A 20795-nucleotide genomic window follows, 5' to 3' on the forward strand; every position below is an offset into this window, starting at 1 on the left:
CGTGTCGACGTGGGCATCATCAAGTTCATGCCCAGCGCACACCCGGCCCGTCACCTGCTGCGCGCCAAGGATCTCGCGGACGTGCGATTCGCCGAGCCGCTGACGGTCGACGACATGGCCGCCGCGGCGAAACTGTCCCGCGCCCACTTCTCGCGGGCCTTCGCAGCCGCATACGGACAGTCGCCACACGCGTATCTGCAGACTCGACGACTGGAACGGGCAGCGGCCATGCTGCGAACGACAGACCGTACCGTCGCCGACATCTGCATGGCGGCGGGTCTTTCCAGTGTCGGTTCGTTCACCACGAGCTTCACTCGCGCATTCGGCAAGACGCCGACCGCATATCGGGATTCGTTCCCACCCGCTTCCACGTACGCACAGATACCGGCGTGCGTTCTGCGCGTCTACTCGCGCCCGGCGCCGACGAGCCGGACCGAGCAATCCCCGGAAAGGGAAGCAACACGCGACGAGGCCAGGTGAGGACAGCACACGGGGAGAAGACCTCGACGGCCGCAGCGACTTACGTTGATCTCACACCGCAACATCCCTCAAGCGAAGGAAGACAACATGATTCGCATCGCCAGCGTCGAGTTCACCGAGACACCCGAAGAACGGCCGTACGGCATCGACGCGGGTTTCCGCGACCCGTCGGGAAACAGTGTTCGCCTGACGCAACTGGCCGAGGTACTCGCCTAGACCGCCCGGCGTTCCGGCAATCGCGGGTCGCGTCGCCGCGTCGTCGGCGACAATCCGACCATGAACAGCATCCGATCCGGAGTCACGGCGGCTGTGCTCGCGCTAGCCGCCGCAGGTTTGTGCCTCGTGGCCGGAAGCGCGAACGCCGCGCCGTTCCCGGTGATCACGGATGCGCCGACCGCCATCGCCACTCGCTACCTGAGTCCGGCATCGGAGTCGCCCGCCGGCGCCAACCGCTTCGGCTGCCGCGACCGGGACGGACGCAATCCGGTCGTGCTATTGCACGCGACCGCCATGAACCAGAGCGCCAACTGGGCGTATCTCGCGCCGACCCTGGCCAACGCGGGGTACTGCGTGTTCAGCCTGACCTACGGCCAGACGAGCTGGAGCGGCAACACCGGCGGCCTGGGCAACAAGGAGCAGTCCGCCCGTGTGGTCCCGGCTTTCGTCGGACGGGTTCTGGCTGCCACCGGTGCCCAGAAGGTCGATGTCGTCGGCCACAGCCAGGGCGGCGCGATCGCACAGCTCGTCACCCAATTGCCCGGACGCGCCGAACAGGTGGGCACGATCGTCGGGCTGTCCGCGTCGAACCGGGGATACTCCCGCGTCGGGTCGATCACCGACCGCCTACCGGCCCGTGCCCCCGGTCAGAGCTACTGGGGTCCGACGCATCGCTCGATCCGATACGTGAACCTCGCGACGCGATTCGACGAGATCTCGACGCCGTACACCGTGACCTTGATGCCGCCCGGCCCCAACATCACCAACACGGTGATCCAGGACGTGTGCCCGGCGTCGAAGATCGGTCACGTCGGGATGGCCTACTCCCCGACCGTCGCTGCGCTCGTCCGCAACGCACTCGATCCGCAGCGTCGGGTGCCGGTCGTCTGCGGTTCCGACTTCCCGGGTTGACCTGGGCCCTCTGGCTTCGACGACCCGAGTTTTGTTCGATCCCCGACCCTCGCTAGACTCGTCTGCGCTGCCTCGCGTAGCACGCCGCCCTAGCTCAGTCGGTAGAGCAATTCACTCGTAATGAATAGGTCAGGGGTTCGATTCCCCTGGGCGGCTCCATCTCCTCCCGGCCACTCATGCCTCGGTTCTGGCCCACCCCTGCGTCGTCAGAAATCCGCCGCGCGGCCGCCTCGACGCACTGACCGCAGGCCGTTTAGTTCACTCGTTCAACCAGGAACAGGCGGGCGTGTGGCAGCCCCGCGGTGCGCGACCCCCGTCGACCGACCCTGCGAACGCAGCCCTAAGCACCATTGGAACAATAGAGGCCACTCCGACTGTTCCTTATTTTATCTATCTCCGTCTCTGTATAACATAGGCCATACAGGCCACCCCGCTTTTGCGTATGGATGCGGAGATAGATCAAGTGTCATACAGAACGCTCAAGTCCGTCTTCCACCAGCGCGATCAAGTCGGCGCCGACGCTGAGGAACGGGTCCGACGCGAGTCTCCCGCCGCCCTCCGCTGGGACTTGATGATCGGCGAGTACCCGATGTTCGCGCTGCTGACCCCCGAGATCGCAGTGCTGATCGAACGAATCATGAGCTTTGAGCCGAAGATTCAGTCCGAGTGGAAAGATCTGCCAGGACGAGCACGGACCCACTATCTCCATCGCATGGTCATCGACGAAATCCAAGCGACCAACGAGATCGAACAGGTCCGTTCGACCCGACAGGAGATCGGTGCTGCGATCAGGGCCGTCCGGGCGCGACAACCCATCGAAAACAAGCGCTTCGCGGAGATGGCGCGTCTTTACCTCGACATCGGCAACGACGAGGCCGAAAGTCCGCATACGCTGGACGACATCCGGGCTGTCTACGACGCGGTGACCGCGGGAGAGATCCGTGATGAAGACGCTCCCGATGGGCGGCTGTTCCGGCAGGGACCGGTATCGATCGAATCCGGGACCAAGATCGTGCATACCGGAGTCGTGCCCGAGTCAGCGATCGACGCAGCGCTCACCCTGATGCTGAGCCAGGCGCGCGACGATTCGGTCCCCCAACTCATCAGGGCCGTGGCTGCGCACTTCATCTTCGAGTACACGCACCCGTTCTACGACGGCAACGGCCGAACCGGGCGCTACCTTCTCGCACTCGACCTCCGACAGGTGATCGCTCCGTACGCGAGCCTCGCGCTGTCGGCGACCGTCGCCGACAACAAGGACCGTTACTATCGCGCGTTCGCGGACGTGGAGAATCCACTGAATCGCGGGGATCTGACGCCTTTCTTGATCAGAATGTTGGAGATCATCGCCGAGGCACAACATCGGCTGCTGCTCGACCTCTCCGAACGTCGGCAGAAGATCGAGGCGCTCAGGGCACGCCTTCGCGATCTGGTTGATGACGAACAGTTTCCGCTCAGCGTAGGGCTCGACCGCGAGTCGTCACCGCCGATAAGTCCTGACGACTTCGGCGCGATCTTGTACACCCTCGGCCAGGCCTACTACTTCGATGTGAACCGCGCCGTCCGATCGAACACCCTGGCCGACGTGCTGGGAAGATCCAGTCAGTTCGTCCGACCGCGACTCCAGCTCTTGGACGACGCCGGGATCATCGAGACCGTCACGAGGAAACCGCTGCGTTTCCGGCTCACCCAGCGGGTGGCCGCGCTGCTGGATCTGGAAGGACCGTGATCTCCAGTAGCTGACCCTCCGAGTAGATGTCCCGATTTGTGTCATTCAGACGACAGCGAGCAGCCCGCTCGTCGTCTAATATCTGATCGACAAAGAGGGGGCCCAGGGGTGGCAGGATATCGGCGCGGCACGCGACGCGCCGTCGAGAACGACGGCGTCGGTCCTCTTCGACGACCCTCGGGCCTCTCCAACGCCTCTCTCACCCTCGGCGCGCTCTCGCTGGCCACCGTCATCCCGACCGCGGTCGCATCGATCAACGTGACCACCCTGGTCCACGCTCTCGCCGCGCCGGACACCGTCCAGGTGGCCACCGAATCGAGCACCGGGTGGAGCCAACCGATCCCGTTGGCGCCGGGCGCCGGCGGCCCCGCCGCCCCGTCCGCCGCTGCGACACCGACCGGCGGGCCGGCTGACCCCACGACACGCGACCTGTCTTCCACGGGTACACCGAGAACGCTGGTCATCGACTTTCCGCACTCGGTCGGCCCCATCATCGCCGGCGGTCCCCGAACCCGCGCAGTGCTGTCGACGGAGCTCGACAACGAGCTCAAAGAACGTGCGGTGCAACAGAACCTGGCGGTCATGACTGTCATCGCCGGACTCGACGCGAACAGTCCGTTCGTCGTCTACACCGGCGACGCCCAGGGCTCCGGTGGGCCCGGCGCGCCCGGCGTACCCGAGGGCGGCACCAGCCTGACTCCTCCCCCGCCGGGTACCGACGGTCCGGTCATCGTGCTGGTGTCGGATCCGCGTGGACCGTGGAGCATTCGAGTCTGGCTGGAGACCATCCCACTTGTCTCGGCACTCCTGAAGTCGATCGGATGGAAGGTCGACCCGCCCCGGACGGACCGCCCTGTCGAGACGCCACGTCCCGACGTCGGCACGGGCGGCGAGCCGGAGGTCACCGAACCACCACGCGGCCGGCCCATCGAGCCGACCACCGACCGTGGCGACACCACATCCGACGCCGGAGCCGATGCCGAGACGCCCGGGGACACTGCCGAAACACGGGACGTGGGCCGGGAAACCCTGCGGGACATCGTGGTCGACGATGACCAGGACTTGCCGAGCGAGTCCTCCGATGTCGACGACGACGGGGACACCGGATCGGACTCAGGCGAAATGGTTGACGACGGTCCGTCCGAGGGTTCGGGCAACTCCCGATCCGACTCGTCGAGCGGTGACAACTCCGGTGCGGGCGACGACAGGGATTCTTCCGACCGCAGTGGTTCCGGCAGCGAATCCTCGGAATCAGCCGCCTAATCCGTCGTCGTGGATCAGCGGCTCAACCGAACACGGACGCCAGTGGTGCTGCCGAATCGGGCGACAACGGCGACGTCAGCATCACCGGCCCCTGCGCCATGAAACGTGGAGTCGCACCATGATGTTCGTCAGCCGCGTGCACGGTGAACGGATGGACCACGTAGACGTCACCGGGACTGCCAGTCGCATAGGAGACGCGACGCTCGCGACTCGCGGCGTCGAGTAGCGGACCGGCGTCGAAGGGGCTCATCCCGTCGTTGTCGAGAACCGTGACAGCGTCGAGATGTGACCCCACCCGGATGCGTGTCGGTGCGTCGGACGGCCCGACCTCGGAGAGCAGGGTCAGGATCAGCACGGTGTGGGGCCGCCGACTCACCACCCACGTTCCGTCCTCGCGCGGTGTGTTGGCGTCGATGTGCCACCCGCGGTCATCGACCGTCGGCGGCAGCGGGAAGCGGACCGGTATGTTGCCCAGGGCGCCGCGCGGTGTCCAACCGCCGACGCCACAGATCGCATCGAGCGCCTCGGTCAGCTCCGGACTGTTCGCGAGCAACCCGAATGGGCCGGCTCCCACCATGTCCGACGCCCAGCGCACCGGATCGGTCCAGGCGTCCGGGTCGTCCTCGGACAATCCCAGCTGAGCCCACAGCCCCGCCCGCGCCCGGTCCGCAGCCTCGCGCAGCGACGGACGCTCGATCTTGAGGAAGCCGTCTGCGCTGAACCTGTCGACGTCGATCACCGTCGCAGCCTCCCACCATCGGGCGTCTCCCGCGAGCGATTTTCGCCGCACCGCGGGCGACAGATCACCAAGCGTCGAGAAGCTCACGGCCGCAAGACCTCTGGAATCGACTACCGGAGAGCTTGGTCGATCAGGACTTCGGCGGCGGCACGTGCATCGTCGGCGGCACGCGCCGAGCCCGCGATCGCCGCCGTGGTCTGGGCCCCCTCGGCGAGGATGGACAGCTGCGCGCCGAGGCCGTCGGGGCCTCCCAACTCCGCCACCAGACCCGCGACGTAACGCTGGAAATCAGCTTTCTGCGCACGGACCGCGGCGGCGACCGAGGGCATCTCGGCCCCGAGTTCGCCGTAGGCGTTGATGAACGCGCACCCGCGGAACTCGTCGGTGCCGAACCACTGGAACAAGAAGTCGAACACGGCGAGCAGCCTCTCCCGCGGCGACGACAGACCCTCCGCACACGCGGCGATCCCGCTGTTCCACTGCCGGGTCCGATCGTCGAGCACCGCGAGGATCAAGGCCTCCTTCGACGGGAACATCGAGTAGATCTTCTTCAGCGACACCCCCGCCGCATCGCGGACCTTGTCCATCCCCACCGCGTGGACCCCGTGCGCGTTGAACAGCTGGTCAGCGGCACGGACCACCTGCTCGCGCGGGTCCACGTCGTCGGTCACCTCGATCTCCTCTACTGCCGGTTCCCGGCTGGGGGTTGCGCGGGGAACGATCGTTCTCTAGTGTAGCAATCACCGGCGAGAACGACCGTTCTCCCGCCCGCCGCATCGATTCCGATCCCGATCGGGTCGCCTCAACAGAGAGAAGTGATCGCAATGGGCTACATCAAAGTCGGCACCGAGAACTCCACCGACGTCGAGCTGTACTACGAAGATCACGGCACCGGCCAGGCCGTCGTGCTGATCCACGGCTATCCGCTCGACGGGAACAGCTGGGAACTGCAGGCGCGCGAGCTCATCGACGCCGGCTACCGCGTGATCACCTATGACCGTCGCGGGTTCGGGAAGTCGAGCAAGGTCGGCACCGGCTACCACTACGACACCTTCGCCGCGGACCTGAACACCGTCCTGGAGACGCTCGACCTCCGCGACGTCATCCTCGTCGGATTCTCCATGGGCACCGGCGAACTCGCCCGCTACGCCAAGAACCACGGCACCGACCGGGTCGCGAAGTTCGCGTTCCTGGCGTCGCTCGAACCGTTCCTGGTGAAGACCGACGACAATCCCGAAGGCGTCGACCGGTCCGTCTTCGACGGTATCGCGGCGGCCGCCAAGGAGAACCGCTACGCCTGGTACACGCAGTTCTACAAGGACTTCTACAACCTCGACGACAACCTCGGCACCCGCATCACCCAGGAGGTCGTCGACGCGAACTGGAACACCGCGGTCGGCAGCGCGCCGGTCGCCGCCTACTCGGTCGTCCCCGCCTGGATCGAGGACTTCCGCGAAGATGTTGCCGCAGTGCGCGACTCGGGCAAGCCGACCCTGATCCTGCACGGCACGGCCGACAACATCCTGCCGATCGATGCCACTGGTCGCCGCTTCCACCAGGCCGTTCCGGAGGCCGAGTACGTCGAGGTCCCCGATGCGCCGCACGGCCTGCTGTGGACTCACGCCGCCGAGGTGAACGAGGCGCTGCTGGGGTTCGTTCAGAAGTGAGCGCCCCGGGGTGAGTTCAGCAGTGAGCACACCCGCGTGACAGCAGGACGGCCGCCGGATGAATTCTCCATCCGGCGGCCGTTTGCCGTCTGCTTCCCTACCGCGACTCGCCCTCGACCGGCGCCGAATCGTCGGCACTCTCGTCGGACGTCTCGGCATCCTTGTTGTCAGCGAGGGGGTCGTAGCCGGGAACACCCTCGAGCACCGTCAGTTCCTGATCGATGGCGGCCGAGACGGCCTTGGCATCTTCCTTGATCTTGCGGATGAAGTCCGACATCGCTCGCTCCTCGCTCATCGTCCGGCCGCGGCACGCGACCGTGACGTCATGATAGGTCGAGGCCCGCGTCACCCTCCGGCGATCGGAGTCCGGGCGCGACCGATCAGTCCCGGAACATGTCCGCGTACGACGACGACAGCGCCGGGTAGTAGGCGTCCCAGTCGACCTCGGCGACGCCACGGCCGGCCTCGGCCGCCACCAAGCGGTCCAGGTAGTACTCCCATCCCGGGCCCACGTTCTCGGCCATGTCGGCCCGTGGCAGTCCCTGCGCGAAGGTCAGTGTCGTCGTTCCGTGGGCTTCCGCCAGGTCCAGTTCCAGCCGCCACACGTCCTCATTCCCGTCCTGGGCCGGGGACTTCGATTCGACGACCAGCCGGCGCGGCGGATCGCATTCCAGGATCGTGAATCGCTCCGGCTCCACGTCGTCGCCCTCGGCGGTCATCCGGAAGTCGACGAACCCGTCGACGGGGTCGCCCGCCCATGTTCCGATCCAGCGTTCGAGGCGCGCGGGTTCGGTGATCGCCGCCCATACGGCGTCGGCCGGCGCCGAAAAACTCCGTTCGAGCACCACGTGCGGCACGCCGGCCCGCACCTCTCGACGGCCCGTGGCCGTGATGTCCGCAGTCATCCTGTCTCCTTGTGTCGTCTGCCTGAATCGGGCTGTGCAAGAGGGGAGTCCGCGGATTCCTCGTCGACGAACTCGCGCACGGTACGTCGCACCTCGAGGTCGAGCGCGTCGAGATGACGCTCGTCGAATCTCGGCTGCACGCCGTCCGAGTCCACGCCGTCCGAGTCCACGGCGTGCGAGCCCGCAACCGCCGAGTCCACCGCGTCGAGCCACGCCCGGACCCCGGCCAGCGCGCCGGACGCCAGCTCGTAGTGCCGCTCCCGGCCGTGGTCGACGGCCGTCGTCACGCCAGCTTCGCCGAGCACACGAAGGTGACGCGAGATCGCCGGCCGGCTGATCGGATGGTCGGCCGCGAGATCGACGACGCGCGCCGACCCGCGAGCGAGCCGCTCGATCAGCGCACGACGCACCGGGTCGGCGATCGCCTCGAAGTCGTCCACGCCCTATTGGTAACACACGAGTTACCAATAGGGAAGGGTGAAGCTGTCTACGCCCCGACCGGGCGCGCGAGTGCGAGTCCGATCCGCGCGACCATGTCGTCGACGGCGAACTTCGGCTTCACGTTCATGTCGAGGGCCTCCCGGCACGCGAGCACGGCTTCGACGCACTGCAGCAGCTGCTCGGGCTTGGCGTAGCCGGCGAGCGGGTTCGCGAGGTCGTCGGCCTTGTCCGGATGCATCGCGGTGACCTGGGCGCCCACGCCGACGACGAGCGCGTCGCGGAACAGCGCGGCGAGATCGACCAGAGCACGGTCGAGGACGTCGCGTCCGACCCGGGTCGCCCTCGACTTCTGCCGCTTCTCCAGTTCCTTGAGCGCGCCGGCACTTCCGCGCGGCATCCGCGCGGTGCCCTTGCCCGTGCCGCCCGCCCCGAGCGCGGTCTTCATCTCCTCGGTCTCGGCCGCGTCTAGCTCGGCACTGATCGCCTTGGCGGCCTCATCGGCCGACCGAACGAGCTCCTCGGCAGCGGCATAGGCGGTCGAGTCGCGGGCGGCGGCACGCGCCAGCCCGAGCGCCTTCTCGCGTTGCGTGCGCGCTTCGGGATCCGTCGCCAGCCGACGCGCGCGCCCGATGTGGCCGCCACACACCGACGCCGCCCACCGAGCCTGCTCCGGATCGAGACCGTCGCGCTCGACGAGCACCCGCTCGATGTCGGCGGTCGTCGGCGTCACCAGTGCGATGTGCCGGCAGCGCGACCGCAGGGTCACCGAGATGTCCTCGGGATCGACCGACGGCGCGCACAGCAGGAACACCGTGCGTGACGGCGGCTCCTCGACGACCTTCAGCAGCGCGTTCGCGGCCTGCTCGGTGAGCCGGTCGGCGTCCTCGACGATGACGATCTGCCAGCGTCCCGTGCCCGGCCGGCGCGCGGCGGCCTGCACGATGTCCCGCATCGCGCCGACGGCGAGGCTCAACCCCTCCGGCACGACGTGGCGGACGTCGGCGTGGGTCTTCGCCATCACCGTGACGCACGCCCGGCATTCACCACAACCGACGTTCGTGGCGTCGGGCGCCTGACACTGGAGAGCCGCGGCGAAGCACTGCGCGGCCACCGACCGACCGCTGCCCGGTGGTCCGGTGAACAGCCACGAGTGGGTCATCGACGCCCGCGACCACCCCGCATCGACGGCCGGGATCTCGTCGTCGGCGAGGAACAGATCGTCAGACGCACCCGCGTCGAGCCTCGCCGCGAGAGCACGCGCTGCCCGGGCGGCGGCCCGCAGATCGTCGGCGATGGCCTCTTGCCCGGTCAGCCGATCGAAGACATTTGTCACAGCAACACCCTAATCCGCAGTTCGGACACGCCTGAGGCGCGGAACCGTGTTTAACGATTGCAAGCAGCCAGCTACCGTAGTCTCCGTGGTTCAACAACGGTCGCGGTGGTCAAAGGGCCTGCATCTGGCCCGATGGCTGATTCATACGCCGTGGCCCATTCTCGCGCTGGACATGCTGCGGGCGAACCTCGTCGGTGCACTGTTCACCTTCGCGTTCCTGCGCTTCGGCATGCCGATCCAGGATTCGATCAGCCTCGACGAGATCACCGCGCTGAACCAGGTCATCTTCGCTGCCTACTTGTTGATCGCGATGGTCATCGGCGGCTTCGCCAGCATCCAGCTCTCGCTACCGGTGCTCATCTGGCATCGGCGTCGCACCCGACTCGACAACGAGGCCGCACGACGCCGCGCCCTCGCGCTACCGATGTTGCTGACCGCGGTGAACGCCGCACTGTGGGTCGTGGGCGGCACGCTGTTCACGTTCGTCAACCTGACCGTCTCGTCGAAGAACGCCTTCATCGTCGCGATCGCCAGCACGATCGGCGCGATGGTCACGTGTGCGCTCAGCTACATGCAGGCGGAGAAGGTCATGCGGCCGATCACGGTCGCGGCGATGGCCAACAATCCCGACAACGCCATCGCGCCCAGTGTCACCACCCGCATCACCGCGTTCTGGGTGATCAGCGTGGTCGCCCCGATGCTGGTGATCATCGGGATGATCGTGCTGCACCGGCTCGGCATCATCGAGGCCGACTCCACCGGCCTGGAGCGGCCGATCCTGTGGATGGCGATCTCGGCGCTCGCGTTCAGCGTGATCGCGATCGTGCGCGTTGTCGCCGCCATCAACGACCCGATCAAGCAGCTGCGGCGCGCACAGTCCAAGGTCAGCGAGGGCGACCTCAACGTCGCGGTGAAGATCTACGACGGCAGTGATCTCGGCCTGCTGCAGGCCGGATTCAACGACATGGTCGCCGACCTGCGCGAACGCCAGCAGCTGCGCAACCTGTTCGGCCGCTACGTCGGCGAGGACGTCGCGCGGCGGGCCATCGAGACCGGCACCGAACTCGGTGGCGAGGAACGCTACGTCGGCGTCCTGTTCGTCGACATCGTCGGCTCGACGCGCCTGGCGGTGAATCGGCCGCCCCGCGAGATCGTCGAACTGCTCAACGAGTTCTTCCGGGTCGTCGTCGGCGTGGTCGGTCGCCACGGCGGGTTCGTCAACAAATTCCAGGGCGACGCCGCGCTCGCCATCTTCGGTGCGCCGCTCGACCTCGACGACTTCGCCGGCCGCGCGCTTGCCTCCGCGCGTGAGCTGCGGGCCGAGCTCTACGAGACCCTGGGTGACACCGACATCGGCATCGGGGTGTCGGCCGGCAAGGCCATCGCCGGCCACATCGGCGCCGAACAGCGACTCGAGTACACGGTCATCGGCGACCCGGTCAACGAGGCGGCCCGCCTCACCGAGCTCGCGAAGGACGAACCCACCCGCGTCCTCGGGTCCGCTCGCGCGGTGTTCCTGGCGTCTCACGAGGAAGCCGAGCATTGGGAGATCGGCGAGGGCGTCGAACTCCGCGGCCGCGGGATCGAGACGCTCCTCGCGCGCCCGCACCTCGAGCCGGACCGGCGGGACTGAGCTCCCCCCCTCCCCTGCCCCCTGAGGTGCGAGCAGGGACTCGCCGTCGCTTGCCCCAGCGATTAGCGATTATTGAGCGCTCTTACTCGGCGTCCGGCGTCGCCTTCTTGGCCGCCGTCTTCTTGGCGGTCGACTTCTTGGCTGCGGTCTTCTTCGCCGTCGTCTTCTTGGCTGCGGTCTTCTTCGCCGCCGTCTTCTTGGCCGCTGCCTTCTTGGCGGGGGCCTTCTTCGCCGCCGCCTTCTTCGTGGTCTTCTTGGCAGCCTTCTTGGCCGGGCCACGAGCCCGACGATCGGCGAGCAACTCCATCGCGCGCTCCGGCGTGATCGAGGCGACCTCGTCGCCCTTGCGCAGGCTGGCGTTGGTCTCGCCGTCGGTCACGTACGGTCCGAACCGACCGTCCTTGATGACCATCGGCTTGCCGCTGACCTCGTCGTCCTTGCCGAGCTCACGCAGCGGCGGCGCGGCGGCCTGACGACCGCGACGCTTGGGCTCCGAGTAGATCTTCAGCGCCTCGTCGAGGGTGATCTCGAAGAGCTGCTCCTCGGTGCCGAGGGACCGCGAGTCCGAGCCCTTCTTGAGATACGGGCCGTACCGGCCGTTCTGCGCGGTGATCTCGTCGCCCGACTCCGGGTCTACGCCGACGACGCGCGGCAGCGACAGCAGCTTCAGCGCGTCCTCGAGCGTGACCGTCGAGATGTCCATCGTCTTGAACAGCGAGCCCGTACGCGGCTTGGGACCGGCCTTCTTCGCCGCCTTCTTCGCGGTCTTCTTCGCCGCCGGCTTCGTCTTGGTGGCCGTGCCCCCGCCGGGCGAGTCGAGCGGGACGACGTCGCCGTCGGCGGTGTCCGAACCTCCGGTGCCGCCGCCCGACCCGCCGTCACGCGGCGTCGGGCCCGCGGGAATGGTTGCGGGCGTGTCCCCGTCGTCGTCATCGTCGTCCGACGGCAGGACCTCGGTCACGTACGGACCGAAACGTCCTTCCTTGGCGACGATCTCGTGACCGGTGACGGGGTCCGTACCGAGCGAACGTCCCTCTTGCGGTGTCGCGAAGAGCTTTTCGGCAACCGCGAGGGTCAACTCGTCCGGGGTGATGTCGGCGGGCAGGTTGGCGCGCTGCAGATCCTCTTCCGCACCGTCCGCGGCGACATTGCGCTCGAGATACGGCCCGTATCGGCCGACCCGCACATAGATCGGGCGGCCCTCTTCGTCGTTGAACAGACGGATGGAGTTGACCTGCCGCGCGTCGATCTCCTCGAGATTGACACCGACGAGCTTCTTCAGACCGCCGTATTGCGCGATTGCCGAGTGGGCGGAACGGGTTTCACCGTCGGCACCGGAATGGTCGTCGCCGAAGTAGAACTCCGACAACCACTTCGTGCGGTTCTCGTTGCCCGTTGCGATCTGATCGAGGTCGTCTTCGAGGGTCGCGGTGAAGTCGTAGTCGACGAGGCTCTCAAAGTACGCCTCCAGCAGACCGACGACCGCGAACGCGATCCACGACGGCACCAGGGCGTTGCCCTTCTTGACCACGTACCCGCGGTCCTGAATGGTGCCGATGATCGACGCATACGTCGACGGTCGGCCGATCCCGAGTTCCTCGAGCACCTTCACCAGCGACGCCTCGGTGAAGCGCGCCGGCGGGTTGGTGGAGTGACCGTCTGCGGTCAGGTCGGTGGCCGTCAGCGACTGCCCCTCGGTGAGCTGCGGCAACCGGTTCTCGGCGTCGTCGGCCTGGCCGCCGCTGAGCTCGTCGACCGTCTCCACGTAGGCCGACAGGAAGCCCGGGAAGGTGATCGTGCGACCTGACGCGGCGAAGGTGCAGCGCTCTCCTGACGACGCGGTGCCGGCGATACGCAGGCTCAGCGTGGTGCCCTTGGCGTCGGCCATCTGCGACGCGACCGTGCGCTGCCAGATCAGTTCGTACAGGCGGAACTCATCGGCCTCGAGCTGCCCGGCCACCTGGCCGGGGGTACGGAAGGTCTCACCGGCGGGTCGGATCGCCTCGTGTGCTTCCTGGGCGTTCTTGACCTTGCGGGTGTACTGGCGCGGCGTCGGGTGGACGAAGTTGTCGCCGTAGAGCTCGCGGGCCTGGGCGCGGGCGGCGTTGATCGCCGACTCGCTGAGGCTCGTCGAGTCGGTACGCATGTAGGTGATGAAGCCGTTCTCGTACAACCGCTGCGCGATCCGCATCGTGCGGTCGGAGGTGAACCGCAACTTGCGGCCGGCCTCCTGCTGCAGCGTCGAGGTCATGAACGGCGCGTACGGACGGCGCGTGTAGGGCTTCTCCTCGACCGAGGTGACGGTCATCCCCGCACCTCGCAGGCCGGTGGCCAGACTCTCGGCGCGGTCGGCGTCGAGCACGATGACGCCGTCGGACCTCTTCAGGACACCCGTCGACTCGAAGTCGCGTCCCGTGGCGACCCGGGCTTCGTCGACGTTGACCAGCCGCGCCTTGAAGGTCTGCGGATTGGAGCTGTCCGCACTCTCCGCGCTCGCGTCCATCGTCGCGGAGATGTCCCAGTACTCGGCCGACACGAACGCCATGCGCTCGCGCTCCCGTTCGACGATGATGCGCGTCGCCACCGACTGCACACGGCCCGCAGACAGCTTCGGCATGACCTTCTTCCACAGCACCGGCGACACCTCGTAGCCGTAGAGGCGGTCGAGGATGCGTCGGGTCTCCTGCGCGTCGACGAGGTCGATGTCGAGGTCACGCGGGTTCTCGGCAGCCGCCCGGATGGCCGGCTCGGTGATCTCGTGGAACACCATGCGCTTGACGGGGATCTTCGGCTTGAGCGTCTCGAGGAGATGCCAGGCGATCGCCTCCCCCTCACGGTCACCGTCGGTGGCGAGGTAGAGCTCGTCGACGTCCTTCATCAGCGACTTGAGTTCGCTGACGGTCGACTTCTTGTCAGGCGACACCACGTACAGCGGCTCGAAGTTCTCGTCGACGTTCACGCCGAGACGTGCCCAGGACTGCCCCTTGTACTTGGCCGGCACGTCGGCGGCACCGCGCGGGAGGTCGCGGATGTGCCCTCGGGAGGACTCCACCACATAGTTCGCCCCCAGGTACCCGGCGATCTTGCGGGCCTTGGTCGGGGACTCGACGATCACGAGGCGTCGAATACCCCTGTTCGAGCGGGATGCGGTGCTGGTCTCTGCCACCGGGGCGTCCTTCGGTTGACTGGGTGGAGAACGTTCCTGCGTGTCAGTTCAGGTGTGTTCGATGGGTTTGTACCTTATGTATAGCGCCGTTTGCACATCTGAATTCCGTCTCGGACCCGGCGAGGTGACCGATCCGACACCGTTCCGACCCGTTGTAGCAGCTCAACGGCTCCAATGCGGGATGACTAATGCTCGTCGACCGGAGGCCAGTCGGCGACGGCCTCGGCACAGGGCGGGACGCCGACGTACTCGTGCAACCGGGACAGGCGCCGGTGGCCTGCGATCCGCAGGGCCGGGGAATGCCCGCGCGTACCGACGAGGGTTGGTGCGATGCCGACCCGCATCAGCGCCGTGGCGAGTGCCGCGTGCGACTCCGGAGCGTGGGGATCCAATCCGAGCTGGTAGCGGCCGGCATCCGAGTGACCGGCGGCGATCACCCACAGGCGCAGGGCCCGGAAACTCGGAACCCAGCCGGGGGGCATCGCCTTGACCGCTCCCGCGGACCAGGCCGCGTGCAGGGGATCGAGTTCATGGCAGGGCGCGGTCCGGGCCAGCGGCGTGCCCTCGTCCGAGACCGTCGACTCGGCTTCGAGGCCGGCCGCACGCATCTCGACGACGATCTGCTCTGCCCGCCAGCGGTCGGCGACCACGATCGAGACCCGCGTACCGGTTTCGGAGCGGACGGCCTGTCCGTGCGCCGCGAGCAGCCCCGCGAGGTCGGCGTACGCGGGCTGTTCGGTCTCCGCGGAGAAAAACGACAACTGGCCCACGATTCGAGACTAGTGCTGTGTCTCGGAAATAGGTGGGCGGTTCAGGTGGCGCGTTCGCGACGCGCGGAGCGCTGCGGAACGGGAGCCAGACAACAAACCGCTCCCGCCTCGACGAATCGAAACGGGAGCGGTGGTTTGCCCCGACTGCTTGGTGCAGTCACACGCGGGTCTTCTCAGACAGCGCGGACGCCGGTGGCCTGCGGCCCCTTGGTGCCCTGACCGACCTCGAACTCGACCCGCTGGTTCTCCTCGAGGGTGCGGAAACCGGATCCCTGGATCTCGGAATAGTGGACGAACACGTCGTCGGAACCCTCATCAGGCGCGATGAAGCCGAAGCCCTTTTCCGCGTTGAACCACTTCACAGTTCCCTGTGCCATTCTTGCAATCCTTTACATATCAACTGTCGCGACACGATGGGTCATCGTGTCGTGGCCGGTCGACCGCCATACCTCAAAGAGCCCCGCGAAGATCTGCATCGATCCGCCAAACTAACCTCAGTACCACGGCTGCAACATGCTTGTCGCCCACCGGGCGGTGGGTCGCGAAAGCTGCGGCCGGAACCAGTCAATCATGTTCGGCCCCCCAGCGATAGTCACACGAACCAAAGTGAGTCAAAACCTCGTCAAACTTCAGACCAACGACACCAGCCGGTAACATCGACGCAGGTCGGAGACCCGTCGCTGCAACACTATTTCGAAGAGTTCTCACCAGAAGATGCAGTACTCCACATTCGGGACAGGCCTGTTGGCCCGCACCCTCGCGGGGTCCGACGCCGACCCCTCCCCGCTCACCCACCTCTCGGTAATCCCATCGCGCTCACCATCTTTCGACGCCTGGCCGGAGTGGGTGCCGCAGCCCCTGATCGACGCCTACGCCGACAACGGCATCGAGAAGGTGTGGACTCACCAGGCGCGCGCGGCCGACGCCGCATTCCGCGGCAATCATGTGGCTATTTGCACCGGGACCGCATCGGGCAAATCGATGTCGTATCAAATGCCCATTCTCACTTCTTTTCTGAACGAAAAGAATGCGACCGCGTTATACCTCGCGCCGACAAAAGCTCTCGGGGCCGACCAGATCCGGGCAGTGTCCTCGATCATAGCCGGGCGACCGGAGTTCGGGCACCTCCAGCCGTGCGCATACGACGGCGACACCGACCCCGAGATCCGGCAGTGGGCGCGCGCCCATTCGCGCTGGATCTTCACCAACCCCGACATGCTGCACATCGGCATCCTGTCCCATCACCACCGATGGCGTCAGTTCTTCCGGCATCTGCGGTTCATCGTCGTCGACGAATGTCACCACTACCGAGGCGTGTTCGGGTCTCACACCGCCCTGGTGATGCGGCGTCTGCTGCGGATCGCGCGGGCCGCCGGTGCCGATCCGGTCGTCATCGGCGCGAGTGCGACGGTCGCCGAACCGGCCGAGGCGCTGGGCCGGTTGATCGGTGAACCGGCCGTCGCGGTGACCGAGGACGCATCTCCCCGCGGGGAGCGGACCGTCGCCCTCTGGGAGCCCGATTTCCTGCCGGTGGTCACCGGCGAGAACGGTGCACCCGTCCGACGCTCGGCCGGCGCTGAATCCGCCCGACTGCTGGCCGATTTCGTGGTGGAAGGTGCTCGTACACTGTGTTTCGCCCGGAGCCGGCGGGGCGTCGAACTGACCGCACTCAGCGCACGACACCTGTTGTCACAGAGCGCCCCCGAGCTCGAGTCCCGGATCGGCGCGTACCGGGCGGGATACCTGGCCGACGATCGGCGACGTCTGGAGAAGGCCATCTCCGACGGCGAACTGCTGGGCGTGGCCACCACCAATGCGCTCGAACTCGGCGTGGACATCAGCGGACTCGACGCCGTGATCGTCAGCGGGTACCCCGGAACGGTCGCCTCGTTCTGGCAGCAGGCCGGGCGCGCGGGACGCCAGCGCGAGTCCGGCGACTCACTCGTCGTGCTCGTCGCCCGCGACGACCCGCTCGACACCTACCTCGTGCATCATCCGGAGTCACTCCTCGGCAAACCCGTCGAGGCCACGGTCACCGACCCCGCCAACCCGTACATCCTCGGTCCGCACCTGCTGTGCGCCGCCATGGAGAAACCGCTGTCGGACAGCGAGATCGACGCCTGGAACGCCCGCGACGTGGCGCAGGACCTGGCCGCCGACGGCCTGCTGCGCAAACGTAAGTCCGGCTGGTACGTCACGGCCGGAACCGAACCCCACGCCGACGTCGACATCCGCGGCGGCATCGGCGGGCAGGTCCTGATCGTCGACACCACGACGTCGCAGCTGCTCGGTACCGTCAACACCGGCCGGGCCATGTCGACGGTGCACCCCGGCGCCGTCCACATTCACCAGGGCGAGACCTATCTCGTCGACGAGCTCGATCTCGACGACGGTCTCGCGCTGGCGCATCCGGAGGACCCGGACTGGACGACGTCGGCGCGGGAGACGACGGACATCAGCATCACCGCGACGCTCGCGAGCCGGCGATTCGGCCCGCTGACGGTCGCATTCGTGGAGGTCGACGTCACCCATCAGGTCGTCGGTTACCTGCGCACGTTGCGCACCGGAGAGGTGCTCGACGCCGTCGAGCTCGACATGCCCGAGCAGACGCTGAGCACCCGAGCCGTGATGTACACCCTCACACCGGAGGCACTCGCCGACGCCGGTGTCGACGAGACCCGGTTGCCGGGTTCGTTGCACGCCGCGGAACACGCGGCCATCGGCCTCCTCCCTCTCGTTGCGACCTGCGACAGGTGGGACATCGGCGGACTCTCGACCGACCTCCACCCGGACACCGGTCTGCCGACGGTCTTCGTCTACGACGGGTACATGGGCGGTGCCGGTTTCGCCGAACGCGGGCATTCGGCGTTCCTGACCTGGATCGACGCCACCCGAGACGCCGTGGCCAGCTGCGGTTGTGAGAGCGGTTGCCCATCCTGCGTGCAGAGTCCCAAATGCGGCAACGGTAACGATCCGCTCGACAAGAATGGCGCAGTAGCCGTCCTGGATCTTCTCCGTCGGGAATACTTGGCCCATGCATGACGAGGCATCCGACCGGGGGACCCACACGTATCGTCAGGTCACCCGACCCTCTCGTGCCTTCTTCCTGCTCGCCCGCCCGACGCAGAACACCGACCAGTTGCCGTCGTCCATCGGCGAGCGCGACGTGTTCTTCTCCGAAGACGAGGCGCTCGACGCACTGGACCTCCACTACGCCTGGTGCGCGGCCCGTTCCGGAGGTTTCACCGATGTCGTGACCACGGCACAGTGGTATCTGCAGACGGCGATGGTCGGTCCGCGGGTCACCGCCTCCCTCGGTGAGGTCTATCTGGCGTCCACCGATGCCCACTCCGGTGAAACCTGGGCAGCAGCAGGCGGTTTCCTCACCGAGGGGGAACTCATCCACTGGTCGTCGTTCGTCCGGGCCGCCCGATCGTGGATTCCGCTGAACACCGGGACCGATGCGCTCGAACTCGCCTATCGCGGCGACACCGACGTGCACTTCCACCAATTGTGGTTCGCGCCCATGCAGTCCATCCGGGTGTACCCCAAGCGGATCTCCGTCGAATCCGACGGTCTCGGGTAGGGCCGCCCTTCGGCACGGGGTCAGTCCACCGGTCCCGCGCGCGCCTGGGCGGTGGCGTCGCTCGTCCCGAAGCTCCCGAGTGCCACCGGCACCCGAACCGTCACCACCACATCGTCTCCGGCGGTACGGCACTCCACGAGCTCGGCCCCCGAGTCCTGTCGGCGGCTCAGATCTCGTGCCGCCGCGCATGGATTCGGCTCACCCGCGGCATGCTCGATCGCCGCGGCCAGAGCGGACAGATCGGCCGCCGACTGGGCGCGGTGGCGGGCGAGCACCGCTGCCCCGACATAGATCACCATCACGAGAACCGCAGCCAGCGCCGCGATCACGAATGCGCCCAACACCGTTGCGTGACCGTCGTCGTCGGCGATCAGCCCACGACGGCGCGTCATGGCCCCACCCCCGGCGCGAACACCACCTGATCCGCACCTGTCGGCTCCTTGGCCGCGACCGCCCGGGCCGACACCGTGAGACCCGGCAGCATCGCCACACCCGATCGGACCTCGACCACGACGACCCGATCGTCCGCATCCGAGATCGACACGCGCGCACCGTCTCCGACCAGCCGTTGCGCGACCTCGCGCCCCGAAGCATCACCCGCAGCGGACAGGCGAGCCACCTCGCGCGCCGCATCGGTACAGCGGATCTGGGTGGTCACCGCGGCGACCGCACCCACGGCGATGAGCACCATGACGACGATCGCGGCGATCGCGTACGCGGCCTCGACCGTCACCATGCCTGATTCGTCGGCGAGCAGGCGTCGCAGCCACTTTCGGCGGTTCATCAACCGACCGAGGTGTTGAGCGCCTTTCCGATGATGCCCGTCAGGGCACTCACGATGTTGTCACCGGTGACCACCGTGTAGAGGATCGCCCCGAACGCCGCCGCGGCGATGGTGCCGATCGCATACTCCGCAGTGGACATGCCTTCCTCGTCGGTCATCAGGCGCGTCATGTGCGCGCCGAGACGTCCGATCACATCGCTTCGATCGTGCGGCGCCGCGGCCTGGGTGGCGTCGTGGGTCCGGAACATGGTGCGTGACATGGTCTCTCCTGGGAGTCGATGGAACCGAGTGAACGGTGTTGCACGTACTTGGACGCAGCGCGTCGCCGTTCGGATCCCTCGGATTTGCCGACCATGCCGTTCCGGCGCAAACCCGGACGATCGTCAGTTACGAGGTCGACCACACCCCGAGTTCGTTGCCGCTGGGATCGGTGAAGTGGAACCTACGACCACCGGGGAAAGCATAGGGGCCGTTCACGATCTCGCCACCCGCCGCGCGCACCCGCTCCACTGAGGCGTCGAGATCGTCGGAGTAGAGCAGCACCAGGGGACCACCGCGTACGGCCGCGACCTCGCTCGTCGCGAGACCCCCGACCTCGGGCAGGTCCGGGCCGCCCGGATTCGCGATTCCCGCGTATGCGGGACCGTAGTCGTTGAACTGCCAGCCGAACGCAGCCGCGTAGAACGCCTGCGCCGCGGCCGAGTCGGTGACGGTGAGTTCGATGTAGTCGATGGCATGGTGTCGGTGCCCGGAGTCGGTCATGGAGAACATTCTGCGTCGTCGCACCGACAGATACGTCAGATCGAACCCAGAACCGACGAGGCGAGCCCGACGACGACCGGGACGATCCCGAGACAGATGAACGCGGGCAGGAAGCACAGTCCGAGCGGGCCGCTGATCGCGACACCGGCCCGTTCGGCGGCGGCGAGTGCGTCGTCGTGCGCCCGGCGTCGAACATCATCGGCGAGTTCGGCGAGACCGCCCGCCAGCGACGAGCCGGCCCGCGCCGACCGGCGCGCCATCGCGGCGAGTGCATCGAGATGGTCGTCGGACGTCTCGCCGTCCGGTCCGTCGAGCAGGGCCGACCATGCCGCGTCCGGATCGGCGCCCAGCTGCAGCAGGTCGGCGACGTGAGCGAGGGGCGCCGCCATCGACGCCGGCGCGCGTTCGG

At 67.2% G+C, this 20795-nt stretch carries 22 protein-coding genes, 1 tRNA gene and 1 pseudogene; 10 read left to right on the forward strand and 14 right to left on the reverse strand.

Annotated features, from left to right (window positions below; all coding sequences use genetic code 11):
* Positions 1-27 precede the first annotated feature (27 nt).
* The 6 genes and pseudogenes from A9310_RS10325 (at position 28) to A9310_RS10345 (ending at position 4600) form a co-directional block, all read left to right on the forward strand.
* Positions 28-480, forward strand: coding sequence for a helix-turn-helix domain-containing protein (locus A9310_RS10325; RefSeq protein ID WP_065630544.1), 453 nt, complete (start codon positions 28-30; stop codon positions 478-480).
* Between the two features lie 105 nt (positions 481-585).
* A pseudogene (locus tag A9310_RS25125) lies at positions 586-696 on the forward strand (VOC family protein); the annotation flags it as partial.
* A 60-nt stretch (positions 697-756) separates the two neighbouring features.
* On the forward strand, positions 757-1608 hold the full coding sequence (locus A9310_RS10330; RefSeq protein ID WP_065630522.1) for a triacylglycerol lipase: 852 nt from the start codon (positions 757-759) through the stop codon (positions 1606-1608).
* An 83-nt stretch (positions 1609-1691) separates the two neighbouring features.
* Positions 1692-1767: transfer RNA gene (locus A9310_RS10335), tRNA-Thr, on the forward strand.
* 430 nt (positions 1768-2197) lie between these two features.
* Entirely contained in the window at positions 2198-3337 is a 1140-nt protein-coding gene (locus A9310_RS10340) for a Fic family protein (RefSeq protein ID WP_254661221.1), read from the forward strand.
* A gap of 108 nt (positions 3338-3445) precedes the next feature.
* Positions 3446-4600, forward strand: coding sequence for a hypothetical protein (locus A9310_RS10345; RefSeq protein WP_065630524.1), 1155 nt, complete (start codon positions 3446-3448; stop codon positions 4598-4600).
* A gap of 22 nt (positions 4601-4622) precedes the next feature.
* On the opposite strand, the gene A9310_RS10350 is transcribed toward A9310_RS10345, so the two are convergent.
* On the reverse strand, positions 4623-5339 hold the full coding sequence (locus tag A9310_RS10350; protein ID WP_065630545.1) for a mitomycin antibiotics/polyketide fumonisin biosynthesis protein: 717 nt from the start codon (positions 5337-5339) through the stop codon (positions 4623-4625).
* A 110-nt stretch (positions 5340-5449) separates the two neighbouring features.
* A complete protein-coding gene (locus A9310_RS10355) occupies positions 5450-6016 on the reverse strand; it encodes a TetR/AcrR family transcriptional regulator (protein ID WP_139104576.1) in 567 nt (188 codons plus the stop codon).
* Positions 6017-6163: 147 nt separating this feature from the next.
* On the opposite strand from A9310_RS10355, the gene A9310_RS10360 reads away from it, so the two are divergent.
* Positions 6164-7006 carry an alpha/beta fold hydrolase gene (locus tag A9310_RS10360; RefSeq protein ID WP_065630546.1) on the forward strand — a complete coding sequence of 281 codons (843 nt, stop codon included), beginning with the start codon at positions 6164-6166 and terminating at the stop codon, positions 7004-7006.
* A 97-nt stretch (positions 7007-7103) separates the two neighbouring features.
* On the opposite strand, the gene A9310_RS10365 is transcribed toward A9310_RS10360, so the two are convergent.
* The 4 genes from A9310_RS10365 to A9310_RS10380 all read right to left on the reverse strand — a co-directional run bounded on the left by A9310_RS10365 (position 7104) and on the right by A9310_RS10380 (position 9685).
* A complete protein-coding gene (locus tag A9310_RS10365) occupies positions 7104-7283 on the reverse strand; it encodes a hypothetical protein (protein WP_065630547.1) in 180 nt (59 codons plus the stop codon).
* Between the two features lie 103 nt (positions 7284-7386).
* Complete coding sequence (locus A9310_RS10370; protein WP_065630526.1) at positions 7387-7911, reverse strand: SRPBCC family protein; 525 nt, start codon at positions 7909-7911, stop codon at positions 7387-7389.
* Positions 7908-8351, reverse strand: a complete 444-nt coding sequence (locus tag A9310_RS10375) for a helix-turn-helix transcriptional regulator (RefSeq protein ID WP_065630527.1) — start codon at positions 8349-8351, stop codon at positions 7908-7910. Before A9310_RS10375 ends, A9310_RS10370 begins: the two co-directional genes overlap by 4 nt.
* Positions 8352-8398: 47 nt before the next feature.
* Positions 8399-9685, reverse strand: a complete 1287-nt coding sequence (locus A9310_RS10380; RefSeq protein WP_065630528.1) for a DNA polymerase III subunit delta' — start codon at positions 9683-9685, stop codon at positions 8399-8401.
* 172 nt (positions 9686-9857) lie between these two features.
* On the opposite strand from A9310_RS10380, the gene A9310_RS10385 reads away from it, so the two are divergent.
* Complete coding sequence (locus A9310_RS10385) at positions 9858-11318, forward strand: adenylate/guanylate cyclase domain-containing protein (RefSeq protein ID WP_083207337.1); 1461 nt, start codon at positions 9858-9860, stop codon at positions 11316-11318.
* 82 nt (positions 11319-11400) lie between these two features.
* Here A9310_RS10385 and topA read toward each other — a convergent pair whose 3' ends face one another.
* The 3 genes from topA to A9310_RS10400 all read right to left on the reverse strand — a co-directional run bounded on the left by topA (position 11401) and on the right by A9310_RS10400 (position 15631).
* A complete protein-coding gene (gene topA / locus A9310_RS10390) occupies positions 11401-14484 on the reverse strand; it encodes a type I DNA topoisomerase (protein WP_065630530.1) in 3084 nt (1027 codons plus the stop codon).
* Between the two features lie 185 nt (positions 14485-14669).
* Complete coding sequence (locus A9310_RS10395) at positions 14670-15254, reverse strand: hypothetical protein (RefSeq protein WP_065630531.1); 585 nt, start codon at positions 15252-15254, stop codon at positions 14670-14672.
* 173 nt (positions 15255-15427) lie between these two features.
* Positions 15428-15631, reverse strand: coding sequence for a cold-shock protein (locus A9310_RS10400; protein ID WP_004022110.1), 204 nt, complete (start codon positions 15629-15631; stop codon positions 15428-15430).
* Positions 15632-15968: 337 nt separating this feature from the next.
* Here A9310_RS10400 and A9310_RS10405 point away from each other — a divergent pair, with 337 nt between their 5' ends.
* Positions 15969-18296 (forward strand): DEAD/DEAH box helicase, encoded by a 2328-nt coding sequence (locus tag A9310_RS10405; RefSeq protein WP_065630532.1) that lies wholly within the window; start codon positions 15969-15971, stop codon positions 18294-18296.
* Entirely contained in the window at positions 18289-18840 is a 552-nt protein-coding gene (locus A9310_RS10410) for a hypothetical protein (RefSeq protein WP_065630533.1), read from the forward strand. Before A9310_RS10405 ends, A9310_RS10410 begins: the two co-directional genes overlap by 8 nt.
* Before the next feature lie 20 nt (positions 18841-18860).
* Here A9310_RS10410 and A9310_RS10415 read toward each other — a convergent pair whose 3' ends face one another.
* From A9310_RS10415 to A9310_RS10435, 5 genes are all read right to left on the reverse strand, one after another.
* Positions 18861-19232, reverse strand: a complete 372-nt coding sequence (locus A9310_RS10415) for an Rv3654c family TadE-like protein (RefSeq protein ID WP_065630534.1) — start codon at positions 19230-19232, stop codon at positions 18861-18863.
* Positions 19229-19624: a TadE family type IV pilus minor pilin gene (locus tag A9310_RS10420; protein ID WP_065630535.1), complete on the reverse strand. Its 396-nt coding sequence runs from the start codon at positions 19622-19624 to the stop codon at positions 19229-19231. The genes A9310_RS10415 and A9310_RS10420 overlap by 4 nt, the downstream gene beginning before the upstream one ends.
* Positions 19624-19884: a DUF4244 domain-containing protein gene (locus A9310_RS10425; RefSeq protein WP_078111772.1), complete on the reverse strand. Its 261-nt coding sequence runs from the start codon at positions 19882-19884 to the stop codon at positions 19624-19626. The genes A9310_RS10420 and A9310_RS10425 overlap by 1 nt, the downstream gene beginning before the upstream one ends.
* 127 nt (positions 19885-20011) lie before the next feature.
* Positions 20012-20386, reverse strand: coding sequence for a VOC family protein (locus tag A9310_RS10430; RefSeq protein ID WP_065630549.1), 375 nt, complete (start codon positions 20384-20386; stop codon positions 20012-20014).
* Between the two features lie 35 nt (positions 20387-20421).
* Positions 20422-20795: type II secretion system F family protein (locus A9310_RS10435; protein ID WP_175401115.1), on the reverse strand; the 374-nt coding region annotated here is incomplete at its 5' end.

Source organism: Gordonia sp. UCD-TK1, from assembly GCF_001691435.1.
In the GTDB taxonomy this organism is placed as follows: Bacteria; Actinomycetota; Actinomycetes; order Mycobacteriales; family Mycobacteriaceae; genus Gordonia; species Gordonia hongkongensis.